Genomic DNA, 16,870 nt, shown 5'->3' on the forward strand with positions numbered 1-16,870 from the left:
TATGACGTAATAAAAAGAGCAAACACTTTTCAATAAAAAAATAAACCTGGCACTATCATTAAAATTACTCAATGATATTGCCAGGTTTTTGTGTACTAAGCATTTTTAAGTTTAATCAATTACGATTGTTTCTTTTTCTCAGCGTCTCTTAATTCGATACGTCTAATTTTACCTGAGTTGGTCTTAGGTAAGTCTTCGACAAACTCGATGGCTCTTGGATATTTATATGGCGCAACGTCATGTTTGACGTAGTTTTGTAATTCTTTGATTGTGTCTTCATTACCAGTTACATCATCTTGTAAAATAATAAATGCTTTAACGATGTTCCCTCTAATTTCATGTGGGCTTGCAACAACAGCACATTCTTTTACGTAAGGATGTTTCGTAAGTGAATCTTCAACCTCGAATGGTCCTATTGTATAGCCAGAACTAATAATGATGTCATCTTTACGACCTTCAAACCAGAAATAACCATCTTCGTCTATTTTAGCTAAATCACCCGTCATAAAATAGTCACCATTTTGTGGTTCTGCTGTGCGTTCTGGGTCTTTATAATAACCTTTGAATAATGCAGGTAAGTCTAACGGCACTGCGATATTACCTACTTCGCCTACTTTAGAAAGTTCACCATCATCATTAATAACTGTTACATGACTACCAGGGATTGCTTTACCCATTGAACCGGGACGGCTCTCTGTATCTTTTAAAAATCCAATCAACAGTGTACTTTCTGTTTGGCCGTATCCATCTCTTACCGTAAGATCAAAGTTTTCTTGGAATTTTTCAACGACTTCTCTATTTAATGGTTCGCCTGCAGACACTGCACTATGCAAATGTTCTAAATTATAATCTGTTAAATTAGACAGTTTTGCCATCAAGCGATACTCAGTCGGTGTACAACAAAGCGCATTAATTTTATTATCTTGTAATAACTGTAAATATTTTTCAGCATCAAATCTTCCATTATATACAAAGGCAGTTGCACCTGATCCCATAATTGATAACAATGGGCTCCATACCCATTTTTGCCACCCTGGTGCAGCAGTTGCCCAAACAATATCGTCTTCTTTAATACTCAACCAATGTTTTGGCGCCATCTGCATATGTGCATAGCCCCAACCGTGTGAATGGACAACAGCTTTAGGATTACCAGTTGTACCAGACGTATAAGATAATAAAGCAATATCTTCACGAGAAGTTTCAACAATCTCTAATTGATCCGTTGAATTTGCTTTTTCATCTTCAACTGACATCCATCCATCTTCTTGACCGCCAACAATAAATTTAGTTAAAGTGTCGTATTCTTTGACTGCTTTAAACTCATCAAGCGCATCTGAAATAACTACAATTCCTTTTACTTCACCATGTGTAATTCTGTATTGTAAATCTTTCGTACGTAACATTTCAGAACTAGGGATAATAATGATACCTAATTTTAAGGCAGCAAGATAAACCTCATATGTCTCAATACAACGTGGCATCATGACGAGCACTTTGTCACCTTTTTTAAAACCATATTTTAAAAACATATTACCAACTTTATTCGCATTTTTGATAAGGTTGGTATATGTAATTTCTCTATTTTCTCCTGTTTCATTTTCAAATATTACAGCTTTTTTAGATTGATCTACTGTAAATTTTTCGATTTCGCTCACTATGTTATAAGTTTCTGGAGCGATTAAATCTTGTTTATTCATTATTTACTCTCCTTTTATTTGAATATCTATAATCTGTACAATTGTACTTTAAATGTATAGATTACTGATTACTTATCCAAATACTTTCCAATAATTTAATGATAATTTTAAACTTATTACATGTAAATAGATACGATTATGACTTAAATGATTTATTTACTTATTTATTATAGCAAAAGTGACCCATAGATAGATATATTTTAAATTCAGAATAATTAAAATATTTTTGCAAAATCATTTTTTTATACCCTTATTAATTCCACAAAAAGCTCTAGCAATCACTTTATAGAGTTCTGAAATTAATCTAAATAATTTATGTTAACTCCTGATTTTTCAACTTCATTTATATTTCCCTTCATATAAATAGAGTTTATTTTGACATTAGCTATAATAAAAGTGTAGTATTTCATACGTAGCATTATAAATGTGTAAATCACTACGAAAATTATACGCACCATTTCAAAATTATTAAAATAGATTGAGAAATGGTCCCTGTTCATCAATTATCGGATGTATTATTTATTTTTAAGCTTAATCACTAGATTGAAAATGAGCTTAGTGTTAATCTGTTTAGATGTGCAATTTTTATGAAAGAAGTGAGTCTATTGACTGAAACAGGAGCATTCCATGTAGAAAAAAGAATCCCCTTATTTATCGTATTATTATCAGGGGCCTTTATTACAATTTTAAACCAAACATTACTTGGTACAGCTTTACCCCCTATTATGAAAGACCTACAAGTATCTGAAAGTACGGTACAGTGGTTACAATCTATATTTATGTTAGTAAACGGTATAATGATACCTGTTACTGCATTTTTAATTCAACGTTATACATCGAGGCAGTTATTCTTAACCGCCATGAGCATTTTTGCATTAGGTACTTTAATCTGTGCTGTCGGACTAGATTTTTCAATGCTATTAATTGGACGTGTCTTACAAGCAGCAGGCGCTGGTATTATGATGCCATTAATGCAAACAATCTTATTCTTACTTTTCCCTGTAGAAAAACGTGGTACCGCAATGGGCTTATTCGGCTTAGTCATTGCATTCGCGCCAGCGATTGGACCTACGCTATCAGGTATTTTAGTAGAGCATCTCTCATGGAGAAGTGTCTTCTACGTCGTATTCCCAATTGCAGTTGTTATCATCGTTGCTTCAATTTTCCTATTGAAAAACGTTACAGAAACTTCAAACCCAAAACTAGATATCGCATCAGTAATTCTATCTACACTAGGTTTTGGTGGACTCTTATACAGTTTCAGTTCTGTTGGAGAAGCAGGATGGGGCAGTGTACAATTTATCTTACCACTTATCGTTGGTATCATTGCATTAGTTATATTTATTCGTCGCCAGTTAAACCTCAAAGAACCTATGCTTGAATTTAGAGTGTTTAGCTACAGCATTTATACGTTAGGTACAGCATTAAGCATGTTCGTATTTGGTGTATTAATCGCATCAAACATTATTTTACCATTATATATGCAAAATATGATTGGATTCTCTGCATTAGAATCTGGTTTAGTATTATTACCAGGCGCTGTTGTTATGGGAATAATGAACCCAATTACAGGTTATTTATTTGATAAATTTGGCGGTAAATGGCTCGCTCGTATTGGCTTGCTCGTATTAGTTGCTTCAACAATACCATTTACAATGCTCACAGCTGATACAACCTTTACTTATCTTGCCACGGCTAACGCAGTACGTATGGTATCACTAGCAATGGTTATGATGCCTATGACAACGCTAGCGATTAATCAATTACCGAATAGTCTCATTGCTCATGGTACTGCTATGAACAACACATTTAGACAAATGGCCGGTGCAATCGGTACAGCGTTATTCATTACGTTAATGTCTGTTTCAGCTATTCCTAGTGAAGGTCTAGAAGGTATGATTCATGGTGTGAATGTAACATTCATGGTCGCTACTGGTATATCAGTCATCGCATTATTATTATCAGCTAAACTTAAAGATGACAGTAAACCATCACGCAGAACAATTTAATTAGACAATCGATCAAAAAGCTTCATTATAATAGATAATAAAAAAACACTTTCGTTACATTCATATAAATAGAATGTTTTCGAAAGTGTTTTTTATATTTTAATATATTAACTTTGGTTGATAAAAATGCTTTATTAACTGTTCGATTTGTTAGCGTGCAGTGTTTTCATTGCAAATCTCGCTATTGGTTGAGCTATGAGTAGTTCAATCCAAAATGCAATAAAAAGTTACGAGGCCAATTATAAAAGAATATTTCAAAGATTAGTCTGTAGCAGAAAGTCTGTTAATTGCAATTTCACCCACTGCTTTCGCTGCAACTAATAATGCATCTTCATTCACTTCAAACTTAGGATGATGATTCATATATGGCGCTTCAATGTCTTCTGGTTTACAGCCAACGATGAAAAAGGCACCTGGTATTTCTTTTAAATAATACGCAAAATCTTCAGAACCTGAAACTGACGGTATTTCTACAAGATGTTCAAAATAATCACCCTTACTTGCTGTTAAAATATCTACCACTTGTTCTGTTTGTGCGGGATGATTGTATAGCACAGGATAACCAAATTGGTAATCTAAATCATACGTAACATCAAAACCGACCGCTACGCTTTTTGCGACTTTCTCAATCTCTTCATACATAAATTGCTCTAAGTCATCATTAAGATAACGTGCTGTTCCTTTGATTGTAACTTTGTCTTGTATAACATTGGCTCCACCAGGTGCATCAAACGCACCAACAGTAATCACACCCATTTCTGAAGGATCGATACGTCTAGACACTATTGTTTGGAGGGTGTTTACAAAATTGGTACCTGCAATCAAAGCATCGTGTGTTTTATGAGGACTCGCAGCATGACCACCTAAACCATTAATCTTTAAAGTAAATGTAGAACTACCAGCGAAAGCATTGCCTTTATTATATCCAATCACGTCTGTACCAGCGACGGGTACTACATGAATACCATATATTTCATCTAAATCATTTAATGCACCTGATTGCATCACTTGTTGTGCACCACCTGGAGGCATTTCTTCAGCATGTTGATGAATAATTTTAACTGTACCTGAAAGTTCATCTTTTATTTCAATTAATGCGTCTGCTAATCCTAACAAATACGCGGTATGTGCATCATGGCCACACGCATGCATCACCCCTTCATTTGTTGACTTAAAGGGCACATCTATCTCTTCTTGTATTGGCAACGCATCAAAATCAGCGCGTAATCCTATTGTTTTGCCAGGTTGTCCCCCTTTGATTTCTACAATAATTGCGTTACTACCTAGAACAGGTTGCGTAACTGTAACTTCTTTCGATTTGTAAAAATCTTTAATATATTGCGCCGTAGCATCCTCTTGGAATGACAACTCCGGATGTTGATGTAAATAACGACGATGCTGAATCATCTCAGATTCCTTCTCTTCCAACTTTTCAAATAATATCTCTTTTGTATTCATAACTGTTCACTTCTTTCGATTTGTTTATAAATAATTTAACTATTTTAAAATTTTAAATCTAAAAGAAGATTAATACAAAAATAAATTACTGTTTTATGGAATTTTACATTTTTAAATATTTAATGAAGTAATGTTAATCTCTCTTATTATGAAATTTTTATAGTATATCTACTTGTACTTCTGTCTCATTTTTATAAACGATATACATCATAATGCTAGCAATCACCACCATAATAAAGCCAAAATATGGTGTCATTGAAAGAGAAAAATGATTGAGCACATATCCTCCGATGACCGCTCCCAATGTGATACCGATATTGAAGGCAGCAATGTTTAAACTAGAAGCAAAGTTAGTCGTTGCCTTATTTTTACGTTCTGCAAAAAGCACCACAATCAATTGCAGACCCGGAACGTTCATAAATGCGAACAACCCCATAATAAGTATGGCTATCGTACCTAAGAAATAATGTGTCACAGATAAGCCTAGAAGTAATAAAACAATAGCTTGAATTAAAAATATCCATATAAGTACTTTTGTTGGCTTATTGTTTGTTAATTTCCCACCAAGTGTATTGCCAATAGCAACCATTACACCATATATCACAAGTAGTAGTACCACCGCTTCGTCACTATAATTCAAAATATCTGTAAGTATACTAGTCAGGTATGTGTAGACTACAAAAGTGCCACCGTAACCGAGTGCAGTAATCAAATAAACCATCATTAATGACTTGTTTTTAAACACTTCTAATTGTTCCTTTATCGATGCCTGAGCATATTCTTTCAAATTACTTGGCACTGCAAATATATTAATGATTAAACTGATCAATCCAATCATAGCAATCGTAATAAACGACGCTTCCCAACCAAAGTGCTGACCAATCCACGTTCCTAATGGTACGCCTGTAATTGTAGCAACGGTTAAACCTGTAAACATCATTGCAATCGCGCTTGCACGCTTATCAGGCGTTACCAAATCACTTGCGATTGCTGTGGCTATAGACATAAACACTCCGTGCATTAATGCCGATAATACACGCATTGCTAGCAACATACTAAACGTGGTAGCAAAGGCAGCAAGTGTATTCGCAACAATGAAAATAAGCATAATCATTAATAGTAAATGCTTCCGTTTCATTTTATTTGTCAGTGGTGTTAGTACAGGTGCTCCTATTGTTACCCCCACAGCATACAAAGATACAGTTAATCCTGCTAATGAAATCGTAGTATTAAAAGCATTTTTAATGAGCGGTAAGAGACCTACACTAATAAATTCAGTCATTCCAATTGCAAAGGCAGACATTGCTAACGCTAATATAGCGAATTTGTTTTTTCTCATAATGTTTTTTGACTCCTTCTTGTTTTGTGTATGTGTTAATATAAACTACACGTATCAAAAGCGGAAGTACGCACTTTAAAGTACTATAGGCACCTTTGAGTACCTATAAGGAGGTAATTAAATGAGCAAATCTTATAATATTGGCATCGAAGCAACCATTGATGTCATCGGTGGAAAATGGAAACCTGTCATCTTATGTCATTTACAAAACAACGGGTTGATGCGTACATCTGCATTAAAACGTGCTATTCCAACGATCACTCAAAAAATGTTAACACAGCAATTACGTGAACTAGAGAATGACTGTATCATCAACCGTATCGTATATGATCAAATCCCGCCTAAAGTTGAATACGAATTATCAACTTATGGTCAAACACTAGGAGAATTACTTTCTTCACTTTGTTATTGGGGAGAGTTCCATATTGAAAAAATGCACCAACAAGGTGAAACAGTCTCATTAGCACAACAAGATTTTGTCGATATACCCAAACCGAGTTAAAAAAATGCCCCTTTCTATAACTTTAGAAAGGGGCATTTTTGTATACCAAATTATTATGATTTTTATCTATATTTAATAGATAGATGAGTATATTCCATACAGAAATATCGTTCTTCTATAAAATTGTGCCGATTTTTTAAAGAGATGACGCCTAGGGTAATAGTATGAGTGAGAGACTACAGGCTCGAGCCATACCCCAGGCAAGCATGCACTTTCAAAATCGGGGATTTTTATATTCTAAAATCTTTTGTATACCAAATTATTATAATTATTTTGTTCTTAAGTCTTGTTTTTGGGGATTCCTAAATCTTTAGGAACCATCGTTTCAAGTTGTAGTTCTTCATCTTCATAGTACAGTTTCTTTAAATCAACATCGAAGAATTGTTTCATTCTTTGTTCAGTCATTACTTCAGTTGTTTCACCAAAGACAATACCTTTTTCTTTTCCAGTAATAATTACATTATCTGATAGATAAAACGCATGGTTTGGATAATGCGTATTAATAATGCACGATATCCCCTGTTCTTTTGATAGCTTACGTATCGTTTGTAAAATCGTAATTTGTTTTTGAATATCTAAATGAGATTCTGGCTCATCCAGTATTAATAATTCAGGGCCCGACACAAGTGTTCTTGCGATAAGTGCTAATTGTAATTCTCCGCCACTGACTTCGTTACATGATTGATTGGCTAAATGGCTAATACCTACTGTTTCCAGCGCTTCAATTGCAGCCGCTTCATCTTTTTTTGAAGGTTGTGCTAAAGTACTTATAAATGGTGCTCTCCCCATAATCACAAGTTCTAAGAGCGTATAACCAAAAGTCATTTTTTGAGCTTGTGGCACATAACCAATCTTCTTCCATAATTCTTTTTTCTTCAGGTCATTTAACGGGACATCATTGATAAACGTTTCGCCATCCGTCCAATCTAGCAGACCAATAACACATTTTAGCAATGTTGTTTTTCCTGCACCATTAGGCCCTAGAATGGATAAGACATCGCCAGGAGCCAATTTAAAACTCACATCTTCTTTATATAAATAAGGTTTGTTTTTATAATGAAAATTGCCTGCTTTTACTTCTAAGTGCATTACCACGAACCTCCCATACGGCGTAATAAGTATGCAAAAAATGGTGCGCCAATAATTGCAGTTAAGATAGATAATGGAATTTCAGTAGCTGTTAAACTTCTAGCTAAGTTATCAATAATTAACAGATACGTACTACCGATAGCGAGTGATACAGGTAACACATATTGATTATTGTTACCTACAAACATACGTGCAATATGTGGGATGATTAAACCAACCCATCCTACGATACCCGCTACTGCAACCGTAGCTGCTGTGATTATCGTTGCACCTGCAATGATTGCCCATTTTAAAGATACAACAGGAATCCCCATAGATTTAGCTTCATCTTCTGGTAACGTGAGTAAATTGAGTCTCCATCTTAGTGTATACAATATGAGCACACCTATAATGATAATTGGTGCCGCAACATATAAATCTTTATAAGTTGCAGTTCCTAGACTTCCCATTAACCAATATGTTATTGCAGGTAATTTTTCTTCTGGATCAGCTACGAACTTCATTAATGAAATAAGCGCGTTAAATAATGCTGATGTAATGACACCTGCGAGTACAAACATAAAGATTGGAGAATTTTTTTGATTTCCCGCTACAAAGAATGCAAACAATATCGCCAATAATCCAAATGCTAAAGCCAATATTTGTGCGCCAAATGTGTTACCAAAGAACAATATACCTAGGGAAGCTCCAAATCCAGCTCCTGCTGAAACACCGAGTATGTCTGGCGAAACTAATGGGTTGCCAAACATGCCTTGGAAACTCGCACCAGAAATAGACAATCCACCCCCTATTAATAAGGCTAATAATATTCTTGGAAAACGGACATTCATCACAACTGTTTCTTGCACTGGCGCCCAAGTTTCTTCTATAGGAATAATTTGTGATGTTAAAATTTTAATAATGGTAATAGGATCTATAAAAACTCTTCCTACTCCGAGTGAAATAATTGCTACCACAAGTGGTAAAACAATTAATAATAATATTTTTGATTTCTTCATTAGTTAACTCCTTAATACTTCGCTGCATCAGATGACGGATGTAAAATAGACTCAACATCTTCGTCTGATAATTTATAGTCGTAAAAATCTTGGTAATATGATTTAATTTCATCTTTCATATCATAGTTGAATTTATCTGGGTGATTATGTTGCGCCATCCATTTAAGCATTAATGGCGCATCTCCGTTTGGTGGGAACCAACGATAGATACCTAAAGGGACCTTATAGACCGCTTTGTCTTTAACTGCTTTTACCTGACTCCAATCTTGACCAGACACTTTGTTTTTCAATAAATCATTAGGCTGGGTCTCAGTGAAGTTCGTAATATAGATTTTATCTGGATTCCATTTATAAATTTGCTCCATATTAACTTCTTTTTGACCATCGACACCGTCATCGCCAACAACATCTATACCACCAGTTGCTTCTGTCCATTTTTCACTAAAGAAATTACCGCCACCGACAACAATAGAGTTGTCTGTATGTTGATGTAAGAATAGCACTTTGGGTTTGTCTGATTTTTTCGTGCCTTTTAGACCATCATCAATCATTTTTCGAGATTTTTCTCCCTCTTTCATAAATTTCTCAGTTCTATCGCTCGTCTTACCACCTTTAACATCTGAAGTGACTTTTAACCAGCTGTTAAACGTAGCTAAAGGATCAGCGTCTTCTACCTTGATTGTTTCTAGTCCCATGGTTGGTATACCACTCTCCGCAACTTTATCTAAGGTTTTCTGTTCAGTAGCATTTTCAAAATAGACATCTGGGTTTATTTTAGAGAGTTCTTCTATATTCACATCGCCATTTTTCACAAATTCTGTAGACGCTTTTTTAATATCAGGCGATATTTTAGAAAGTATAGAATTTTCTGCAGCGTTATACGCATTAGGATGTAGACCTTTAATTTCTTTTGTAGAATTCGTCCCTACAAACCAAGTAGAAAAGTATGGTAAGATGCCTCCTACTACAATACTGTCTGGATCTTTCTTTATTTTCACTTCTCGGCCTGTTTGATCTTTCACTATTTTTTCTTCTTTTGTTAATTCTTTCTCTTCTGAATTCGTAGCTGTCGTATTTGAACTACATGCTGTAAGTAATGTAGCTGATAATACAATTCCAGCTAGAGCACTATATTTTTTCTTCATTGATTATCTCCTGTTCTTAGCCATTGTCCTAAACCATGTAAAAATGGCTTTGCTTGATTAATAAAACCGAGTCCGATATGAAACATTGGATCTAACGACGTTACGATTAACTCGCCATTGAAATTGATATCATCAATATAAAAAATAGACCGTCCATCTGGTGTATTTAACAGTGATTTCGCGCCATTTGGTGGAGCAAACGTGCCGTGATAATGCCACTTCATATCATCCACTTTCAAGTATTCATATAAACTATGCGTTTGATAATCAGGGTTTAACGGGAGGTCGCCGTTGGGTCGAACCCACCAACTGAAATTCACTTCAGAATCTTCCCAATGTATGTGAGGAAACCATTGATCCAATACTTCTCCAAAAATTACTAGCCGCTTACCTTGTTTTAAAAAATTTAAAAATATTTGTCTATGTTGTTTCAATAATTGAATATCTAGCCGACACGATAATAAAATTGTGTCATAGCAACTTAAGTCGTATGAACTTAATGTTCTAATATGTATCACGTCATTATATAAATACTTAAATTCCTGTTCTTCTAAAAATCTATTTTGGTATGGTGTCCCATTAACAATCAAAGCTATATTCAATGTTGATAATCCTCCCTAATTCTCGATGCTTCTGTACGTATGGCATTTAACATCTGTAGCCCCACTTGATTTGAAGTGTTGTCTTCGTATGTATAGATACGATACATATCGGTGCCAGCACCTGCATATATCGTTCCTTTATGTGTTCGGTCTACATAAACAATAGGTTGTTGTTCTTGATCCGTTATTAACACTTTTGCTTGCTCAGGAACTGTTTCAAAATAGCCTCTTGAAAAGAAACCCCGCACGCCTCGTCTATATTCCAAATCTTTTACTTTAATGTTCTCAAAAAGCCCATTATCCGTTGCTTTCACTTCTAAAGCCCGATCTTTTAATGGGATGGAAGACCTTTTCCAATTCGATACACAATTCAACCAAGGTAAAGATTTTTCCACTAATGTGAAAATCACTCCGCCTTGGTTGATGTAATCAGTTAATATGGCGTCATGTGCCAAAAGATAAGGTTCATCAATATGGTTTGAAATAATTACGCCATCAAATGTATTTAAATTAGTGTTTGGTAAATCGTATACATTTAAAAACACGAGTCCTCTTTGACGATCTAATTCTGTAAGTCTCGAAAATTGGATGTCTATTGCTAAATATGCGATTTCATTCATTTTTCTACTTCCCTTGCTAAATTTTATATTTATGCGTATTTTATAATATATAAACCATTTTACCGATAATGATTCTCAATTTCAATTAAAAATTTAAAATTGAATTTAAATTAAAAAATTAATTATCATCAAAAATGTTATTTCAAAAAAACAAATTAATTATAAAAGGATGTTTTTAATGACTTATTTAATTGGGCACATTGACCCTGAACATGCATTTGGCGTAACCAAAGAAAATAATATAGACAAAGAAGTAATAGTAGAATATATCCGTCAATATGAAATTCATAAATTAGACATTTTTAAATTTGATGCAATTATTATTCCAAATTTCGTAGATCAAGAATATTTGTATCGTCATAAGCGTTTGATTGATGACTATTTGAACGCTAAAAAAGTCATTGTCTTTTTTGGTCACTTATTCAAACCATTTTTACCAAAAACTGCTTTGTTTATGCCGGAACACATTAATCATTTCAGTGATTATTCGCTATATCCAAACAATGACTCCTCTATCTATGCCAATGTCGATACTGACGACATGACATTTAATAAAGGGGTCGCTGGTTTCTTTGCAAGAGGCCATTACCAAACGCAACCTGAACATGAAATACACTTAACATTTCGTAACGGACATGTTGTGACCTATGTAGATAGAATTTCAACTGAAGGCACACTCTTTATGCACGCTGGCCGTTCACTTTTAGGATACATAGCACAAAATAAAACAACCGATTATATTTCTAGTCAATTTACAACTTGGTTAAAACAAGAAATCACATCGTTACAAGGAGGAGAATTCAATGAATAAAATAGATGTTATATACTCTGGAAATGAGTCACATTATCGTACATTCCACGAACCTAAGTTTCATCAATTTATAGACCAATTAATTTACCATCCAGATTTTTTAGGAACAGACATTAGCATGCTTGATATATTGATCGTGCCTTCGCAGTTAAACCAGCCCTTATTATTAAAAAGCGTCAATAAAATTCACGCTTTCGCACAATCTGGAGGCACCGTTATCGCATTCGGACCACAACCACATGACTGGTTACCAAATCAAAATTGGGAATTTAGACCTACTAACTTTTGGTGGTGGTTAGAAGAGAATGCTGATAGTGGTTTGCTTTTATCAGCACCGAATCATTCACTATTCGCACGTTACCTTACGCTAAATGATTGCACATGGCATCAACATGGCGTGTTTTGGCCACCAGAAGATGCTGAAATATTAATTGCCTCAAAAAATGGCGGTGCTGTCCTATATGAACAAAACTCCGAACAATATGGTCATTGGATTATTACAACGCTAGATCCTGATTATCATTTTGGCTCATATTTCATGCCAGCTACAGAAAAATTTCTCGAAGGCTTTTTTCCGTACTTAGCTTATGAATGAATTTTTATAAATAAGAAAAAACCATAATATTAATGACAATCACGTAGTTTATACAAAAAATGATGGCTTCTACTTTATTTCACGTAGGAGCCATCATTTTTTAGTTATAGTTTTTTTATTTCCCAAGAAATAATGATGATAAGGTTATTCATATTTATTCTAAAATGCTGCAGTCCATCCGCCATCTGCTGTGACGATTGTCCCATTGATAAAACTCGAATCATCAGAAGCTAAAAATAATGCTACTTTAGCAATTTCTTCTGCTTGCCCTGTTTTAGGTATCGCACTTTGTGCTATTTTTGTACGTTCAGCTCCAAAGTGATTAATATTTTTCATTGAATCAGATATATTTGTTTCAATTGCCCCTGGCGCAATCCCATTACAGCGTATACCTTTTTCAGCATACATAAATCCAGTGTTTTTTGTAAGTCCTACGAGAGCATGTTTAGAAGCACTATAAATGGCGCCCGCATGAGCACCATTTAATCCGCCTGTAGAAGTCGTATTGATAATGATACCTTCTTGTTTTTCCAAGAATATTGGCATCGCCTTGCGCATTGCCCTCATCGCACCTTTAGTATTAATATCAAATATTAAATCCCATCGTTCATCCAAGATATCTCCCACAGGCTCAAATCCATCCATAACTCCAGCATTATTGACTAAAATATCTAAAGTACCATAGGATTCTATAGCAGTATCGATCATATTATCGATATCTTCTTGCTCAACTATGTTTACCTCAATGGCTTGAGCAACACCATTATTTTCGTTAATCTCTTTTGACACTGCTTCTGCCTTTTCTAAATTAAGATCAGCTATGATAACTTTAGCGCCTTCTTTAGCATATAATTCAGCAATTGCTTTACCCATTCCAGATGCTGCACCTGTGACAATCGCTACTTTATCTTTTGATTTCATAATATTCTCCCTTTCTTTCTATTTTAATAGCTACTAGTGTAAATATATCATTTCGAGATTTTTTTAGCCCAAAATGAAGTTGTCGCTTTCAATTGCCTTACAACAAATATAAATAATGAAATGATTGTACGTATCTTTTGCTATAATTGGTTCAATGATATATTAGTTAAAAGAAGATATGCCCTATACACCAAATATTTAGTTGATAACATAGCTAAAGTTCATTTCAATAAATTTTAATTTTTCATATTTCTCAGTACAATAGAAATATGAAAAATTTAACACACTAAGGAGAATACAATCATGAAACTAGATGAATTTCACATTGGCGAAGAATTTACGACTAAGCCATATAAAATAAGCGAAGAAGCTATTACTGATTTTGCTAGTGAATTTGATCCACAATATATGCACTTAGATAAAGAAAAAGCGCAACAAGGCAGATTTAATGGTGTCATCGCTTCTGGTATCCAGACACTAGCCATTTCTTTCAAACTATGGATTGAAACAGGAAAATATGGAGAAGATGTCATTGCAGGTACACATATGAATAATATTAAATTTATCAAACCAGTATTTCCGGACGACGAATTACATACAGTTATAAAAGTTATTGATAAAAAGGCTGGTAAAAGAGACCAAGGATTACTTACGGTATTAATGACAACATTTAATCATGAAGAAGTTAAAGTATTTGAAGGCGAACTCACGGCACTTATCAAACGTTAAAATTTTCAAAATATATAACAAAAGCGGGACAAAAACCAACATTTGAAAGTTGTTTTTTGTCCCGTTCTCGTTAATAAATTATTTTATTTCAACTCAATTGATACAAAAATACTTCGTTATACTTTTAACATCATTAGTATAATTTAATACTACCGCCATCTACCATAACCGTTTGTCCTGTGATATATTGTGCATCTTCGCTTCCTAAAAATACTGCTACTGGACCAATATCATTTTCAACATCTCCAAATTTTTGCAACGGAATGCCTTGAACGACCTTTTCATAATAATCTGGGTTATCTTTACGCCACTGATCAACGCCTTCAGAATAAGCGATTGGCGATATGATATTTGCATTAATGCCAAATTCTCCAAATTCATTCGCTATCACACGTGTAATACCACGTATCGCCTCTTTTGCTACAACATATGCACCTTGATTCTTATCACCTTTTACAGCGGCACCTGAACCAAAGTTTATAATATTACCTTTTGTTTCTTTCAAATAAGGTATAACCATTTGGCATAAATAAAATGTCGCATAAAACCCCGTATTCAGAGATAAATTCAAATCTTCTTCTGTAATATCTAAAAAAGAATTCATGCGAGATGCATGTGCATTATTAACCAATATGTCAATTTTTCCATAGTTTACAATTGTAGTATCGACACAAGCTTGCAAAGAATCTTTATTTGTTAAATCTGTTTTAATAAATAATGTTTCGTATCCTTGATCATTCAATGTTTCACTCAATAATCTTCCTTTTTCTTCAGCAATATCAGCGATAACTACTTTAGCATGTTCCTTAGCATAAGACTTCACAATTCCAGAGCCAATACCTCCTGCACCGCCTGTCACAATTGCTACTTTACCTTCTAGTTTAGCCATTAAATCACACTTTCGTTTTTTATATTGGGTTACTTACAAAATGTTATTTATTCATTTGTTTTACATGACTATAAAGTTTCTTCTGAATATTAAGTAGTTGTGTCACTTCATCATCATTCAATACTGAATAAATGTCATTTCTCATTGCTTGACCTTGTTTTTGAGCCTCTTCTAACACATCCAACCCCTTTGCAGTAATAGTAATTAAAATGGAACGTCTATCTTCTTCTTGGTGTTCCCTTACTATGTAACCTTCTTTAACGAGTTTGTTTGTCAAACCGGTAATTGCTCCTGAAGTATAGCCAAGGGACTGCGCAAGCGCTGATGGTTTTTGCGCTCCATGCTCCTTAAGTTTAGATAAGGCAATAATTTGTGAAATATTGACATTCATATTAAATTGTTTCAAAAAAAGTGTCATTGTCGCATCGTTAAATAACTCAGCAGTATGAATGAGTTCGAAAAAATTATTCTTTTCCATGATATCCCTCCTATATATGTTGATATAACAATAGTATATATAAATTTACTTTAGCAGTAAAATACTTAAACCTAAATATTTAACTTTTAATGTATTTACTGTTAAATTATATAATAAGAAATAGAAATTGGGAGGATGTTATTTATGAAAAGATTAGACAATAAAGTTGTAATTATTACTGGGGCAGCACAAGGTATGGGGAAAATGCACGCAGAAAAAGTATTGAATGAAGGTGCAAAAGTCGCGATAACTGACATCAATGAAACGCTCGGTCAAGAGGTTGCACAAGAACTTGGGGAAAGTGCACTTTTTATTAAACATGATGCTTCTAATGAAGCAGATTGGCAAAATGTAGTAGATACGGTAATCAATAAATGGGGCAAAATAGACGTCTTAGTTAACAATGCTGGCATTACTTATAACACGCCTTTAGAAGAGCTCAGTTTAGAAAGTTATATGAAAATTGTAAACATCAATCAAGTGTCTGTATTTTTAGGTATGAAATCAGTCGCTTCAACTATGAAAGAACAACAACACGGTTCAATTATTAACATATCTTCTATGAATGGACTTGTCGGTGGTGCTATTGGTTACACAGATACAAAATTTGCAGTTCGGGGTATGACGAAAGCTGCTTCAAGTGATCTTTCACCATATAATATACGTGTAAACTCAGTACATCCGGGTGTGATTCAAACACCTATGATTGAACAAGAAGGCGTTAAAGAAGCAGTTGAAGAATTTGCGAAAACTATTCCAATGCGTCGTATCGCTTTAACAGAAGAAGTATCTAATATGGTCATCTTTTTAGCTTCAGATGACGCGAGTTACTCTACAGGTTCTGAATTCGTCATCGATGGCGGTCTTACTGCGTTATAAACAACTTATGAAAAGCAAATGTTTTACACATTAAAAACCCCTTCACAACCATTTAAATGGTTGTGAAGGGGTTTTATAATAATTCATAGTATCTATTGAAATCAAATTG

The 16,870-nt window shown here is 34.3% G+C and carries 17 protein-coding genes; 6 read left to right on the forward strand and 11 right to left on the reverse strand.

Annotated elements, in window-relative coordinates; translation table 11 throughout:
- Window positions 1–119 precede the first annotated feature (119 nt).
- Complete coding sequence (gene mbcS / locus NSR03_RS11630) at window positions 120–1,697, reverse strand: acyl-CoA synthetase MbcS (protein WP_002506108.1); 1,578 nt, start codon at window positions 1,695–1,697, stop codon at window positions 120–122.
- Between the two features lie 587 nt (window positions 1,698–2,284).
- Here mbcS and NSR03_RS11635 point away from each other — a divergent pair.
- Window positions 2,285–3,706 carry an MDR family MFS transporter gene (locus NSR03_RS11635; protein ID WP_002506109.1) on the forward strand — a complete coding sequence of 474 codons (1,422 nt, stop codon included), beginning with the start codon at window positions 2,285–2,287 and terminating at the stop codon, window positions 3,704–3,706.
- A 261-nt stretch (window positions 3,707–3,967) separates the two neighbouring features.
- Here the strand turns inward: NSR03_RS11635 and NSR03_RS11640 are convergent, their stop codons facing one another.
- On the reverse strand, window positions 3,968–5,164 hold the full coding sequence (locus tag NSR03_RS11640) for an amidohydrolase (protein ID WP_069821184.1): 1,197 nt from the start codon (window positions 5,162–5,164) through the stop codon (window positions 3,968–3,970).
- Between the two features lie 157 nt (window positions 5,165–5,321).
- Window positions 5,322–6,503: an MFS transporter gene (locus NSR03_RS11645; RefSeq protein WP_069813742.1), complete on the reverse strand. Its 1,182-nt coding sequence runs from the start codon at window positions 6,501–6,503 to the stop codon at window positions 5,322–5,324.
- 121 nt (window positions 6,504–6,624) lie between these two features.
- Here NSR03_RS11645 and NSR03_RS11650 point away from each other — a divergent pair, with 121 nt between their 5' ends.
- Entirely contained in the window at window positions 6,625–7,005 is a 381-nt protein-coding gene (locus NSR03_RS11650) for a winged helix-turn-helix transcriptional regulator (RefSeq protein WP_069821185.1), read from the forward strand.
- 279 nt (window positions 7,006–7,284) lie between these two features.
- Here the strand turns inward: NSR03_RS11650 and NSR03_RS11655 are convergent, their stop codons facing one another.
- Genes NSR03_RS11655 through NSR03_RS11675 form a run of 5 tightly spaced genes read right to left on the reverse strand, consistent with a single transcriptional unit; the run spans window position 7,285 to window position 11,459 of the window.
- Window positions 7,285–8,094, reverse strand: coding sequence for an ABC transporter ATP-binding protein (locus NSR03_RS11655; RefSeq protein WP_069821186.1), 810 nt, complete (start codon window positions 8,092–8,094; stop codon window positions 7,285–7,287).
- On the reverse strand, window positions 8,094–9,092 hold the full coding sequence (locus NSR03_RS11660; RefSeq protein ID WP_002506115.1) for a FecCD family ABC transporter permease: 999 nt from the start codon (window positions 9,090–9,092) through the stop codon (window positions 8,094–8,096). The genes NSR03_RS11655 and NSR03_RS11660 overlap by 1 nt, the downstream gene beginning before the upstream one ends.
- Before the next feature lie 11 nt (window positions 9,093–9,103).
- Window positions 9,104–10,237, reverse strand: coding sequence for an ABC transporter substrate-binding protein (locus NSR03_RS11665; protein ID WP_069821187.1), 1,134 nt, complete (start codon window positions 10,235–10,237; stop codon window positions 9,104–9,106).
- Window positions 10,234–10,839 (reverse strand): hypothetical protein, encoded by a 606-nt coding sequence (locus NSR03_RS11670; RefSeq protein WP_002511942.1) that lies wholly within the window; start codon window positions 10,837–10,839, stop codon window positions 10,234–10,236. The genes NSR03_RS11665 and NSR03_RS11670 overlap by 4 nt, the downstream gene beginning before the upstream one ends.
- Entirely contained in the window at window positions 10,836–11,459 is a 624-nt protein-coding gene (locus NSR03_RS11675) for a hypothetical protein (protein ID WP_002506118.1), read from the reverse strand. Before NSR03_RS11675 ends, NSR03_RS11670 begins: the two co-directional genes overlap by 4 nt.
- A gap of 178 nt (window positions 11,460–11,637) precedes the next feature.
- On the opposite strand from NSR03_RS11675, the gene NSR03_RS11680 reads away from it, so the two are divergent.
- Both NSR03_RS11680 and NSR03_RS11685 read left to right on the forward strand, forming a co-directional pair.
- Window positions 11,638–12,270: a hypothetical protein gene (locus NSR03_RS11680; RefSeq protein ID WP_064783277.1), complete on the forward strand. Its 633-nt coding sequence runs from the start codon at window positions 11,638–11,640 to the stop codon at window positions 12,268–12,270.
- Window positions 12,263–12,865 carry a hypothetical protein gene (locus tag NSR03_RS11685; RefSeq protein ID WP_069821188.1) on the forward strand — a complete coding sequence of 201 codons (603 nt, stop codon included), beginning with the start codon at window positions 12,263–12,265 and terminating at the stop codon, window positions 12,863–12,865. Before NSR03_RS11680 ends, NSR03_RS11685 begins: the two co-directional genes overlap by 8 nt.
- 159 nt (window positions 12,866–13,024) lie before the next feature.
- On the opposite strand, the gene NSR03_RS11690 is transcribed toward NSR03_RS11685, so the two are convergent.
- Window positions 13,025–13,786 (reverse strand): SDR family oxidoreductase, encoded by a 762-nt coding sequence (locus NSR03_RS11690; protein WP_069821189.1) that lies wholly within the window; start codon window positions 13,784–13,786, stop codon window positions 13,025–13,027.
- Window positions 13,787–14,089: 303 nt separating this feature from the next.
- On the opposite strand from NSR03_RS11690, the gene NSR03_RS11695 reads away from it, so the two are divergent.
- Window positions 14,090–14,515: a MaoC family dehydratase gene (locus NSR03_RS11695; protein ID WP_002506122.1), complete on the forward strand. Its 426-nt coding sequence runs from the start codon at window positions 14,090–14,092 to the stop codon at window positions 14,513–14,515.
- A gap of 133 nt (window positions 14,516–14,648) precedes the next feature.
- Here NSR03_RS11695 and NSR03_RS11700 read toward each other — a convergent pair whose 3' ends face one another.
- Together NSR03_RS11700 and NSR03_RS11705 are read right to left on the reverse strand one after the other, a co-directional pair.
- Window positions 14,649–15,404, reverse strand: coding sequence for an SDR family NAD(P)-dependent oxidoreductase (locus tag NSR03_RS11700; RefSeq protein ID WP_002506123.1), 756 nt, complete (start codon window positions 15,402–15,404; stop codon window positions 14,649–14,651).
- A gap of 43 nt (window positions 15,405–15,447) precedes the next feature.
- Window positions 15,448–15,882 (reverse strand): MarR family winged helix-turn-helix transcriptional regulator, encoded by a 435-nt coding sequence (locus NSR03_RS11705; RefSeq protein WP_002506124.1) that lies wholly within the window; start codon window positions 15,880–15,882, stop codon window positions 15,448–15,450.
- Between the two features lie 144 nt (window positions 15,883–16,026).
- On the opposite strand from NSR03_RS11705, the gene NSR03_RS11710 reads away from it, so the two are divergent.
- Entirely contained in the window at window positions 16,027–16,761 is a 735-nt protein-coding gene (locus NSR03_RS11710; RefSeq protein WP_069821190.1) for a glucose 1-dehydrogenase, read from the forward strand.
- Window positions 16,762–16,870 lie beyond the last annotated feature (109 nt).

Source organism: Staphylococcus sp. FSL W8-1207, from assembly GCF_038003745.1.
GTDB lineage: Bacteria > Bacillota > Bacilli > Staphylococcales > Staphylococcaceae > Staphylococcus > Staphylococcus equorum.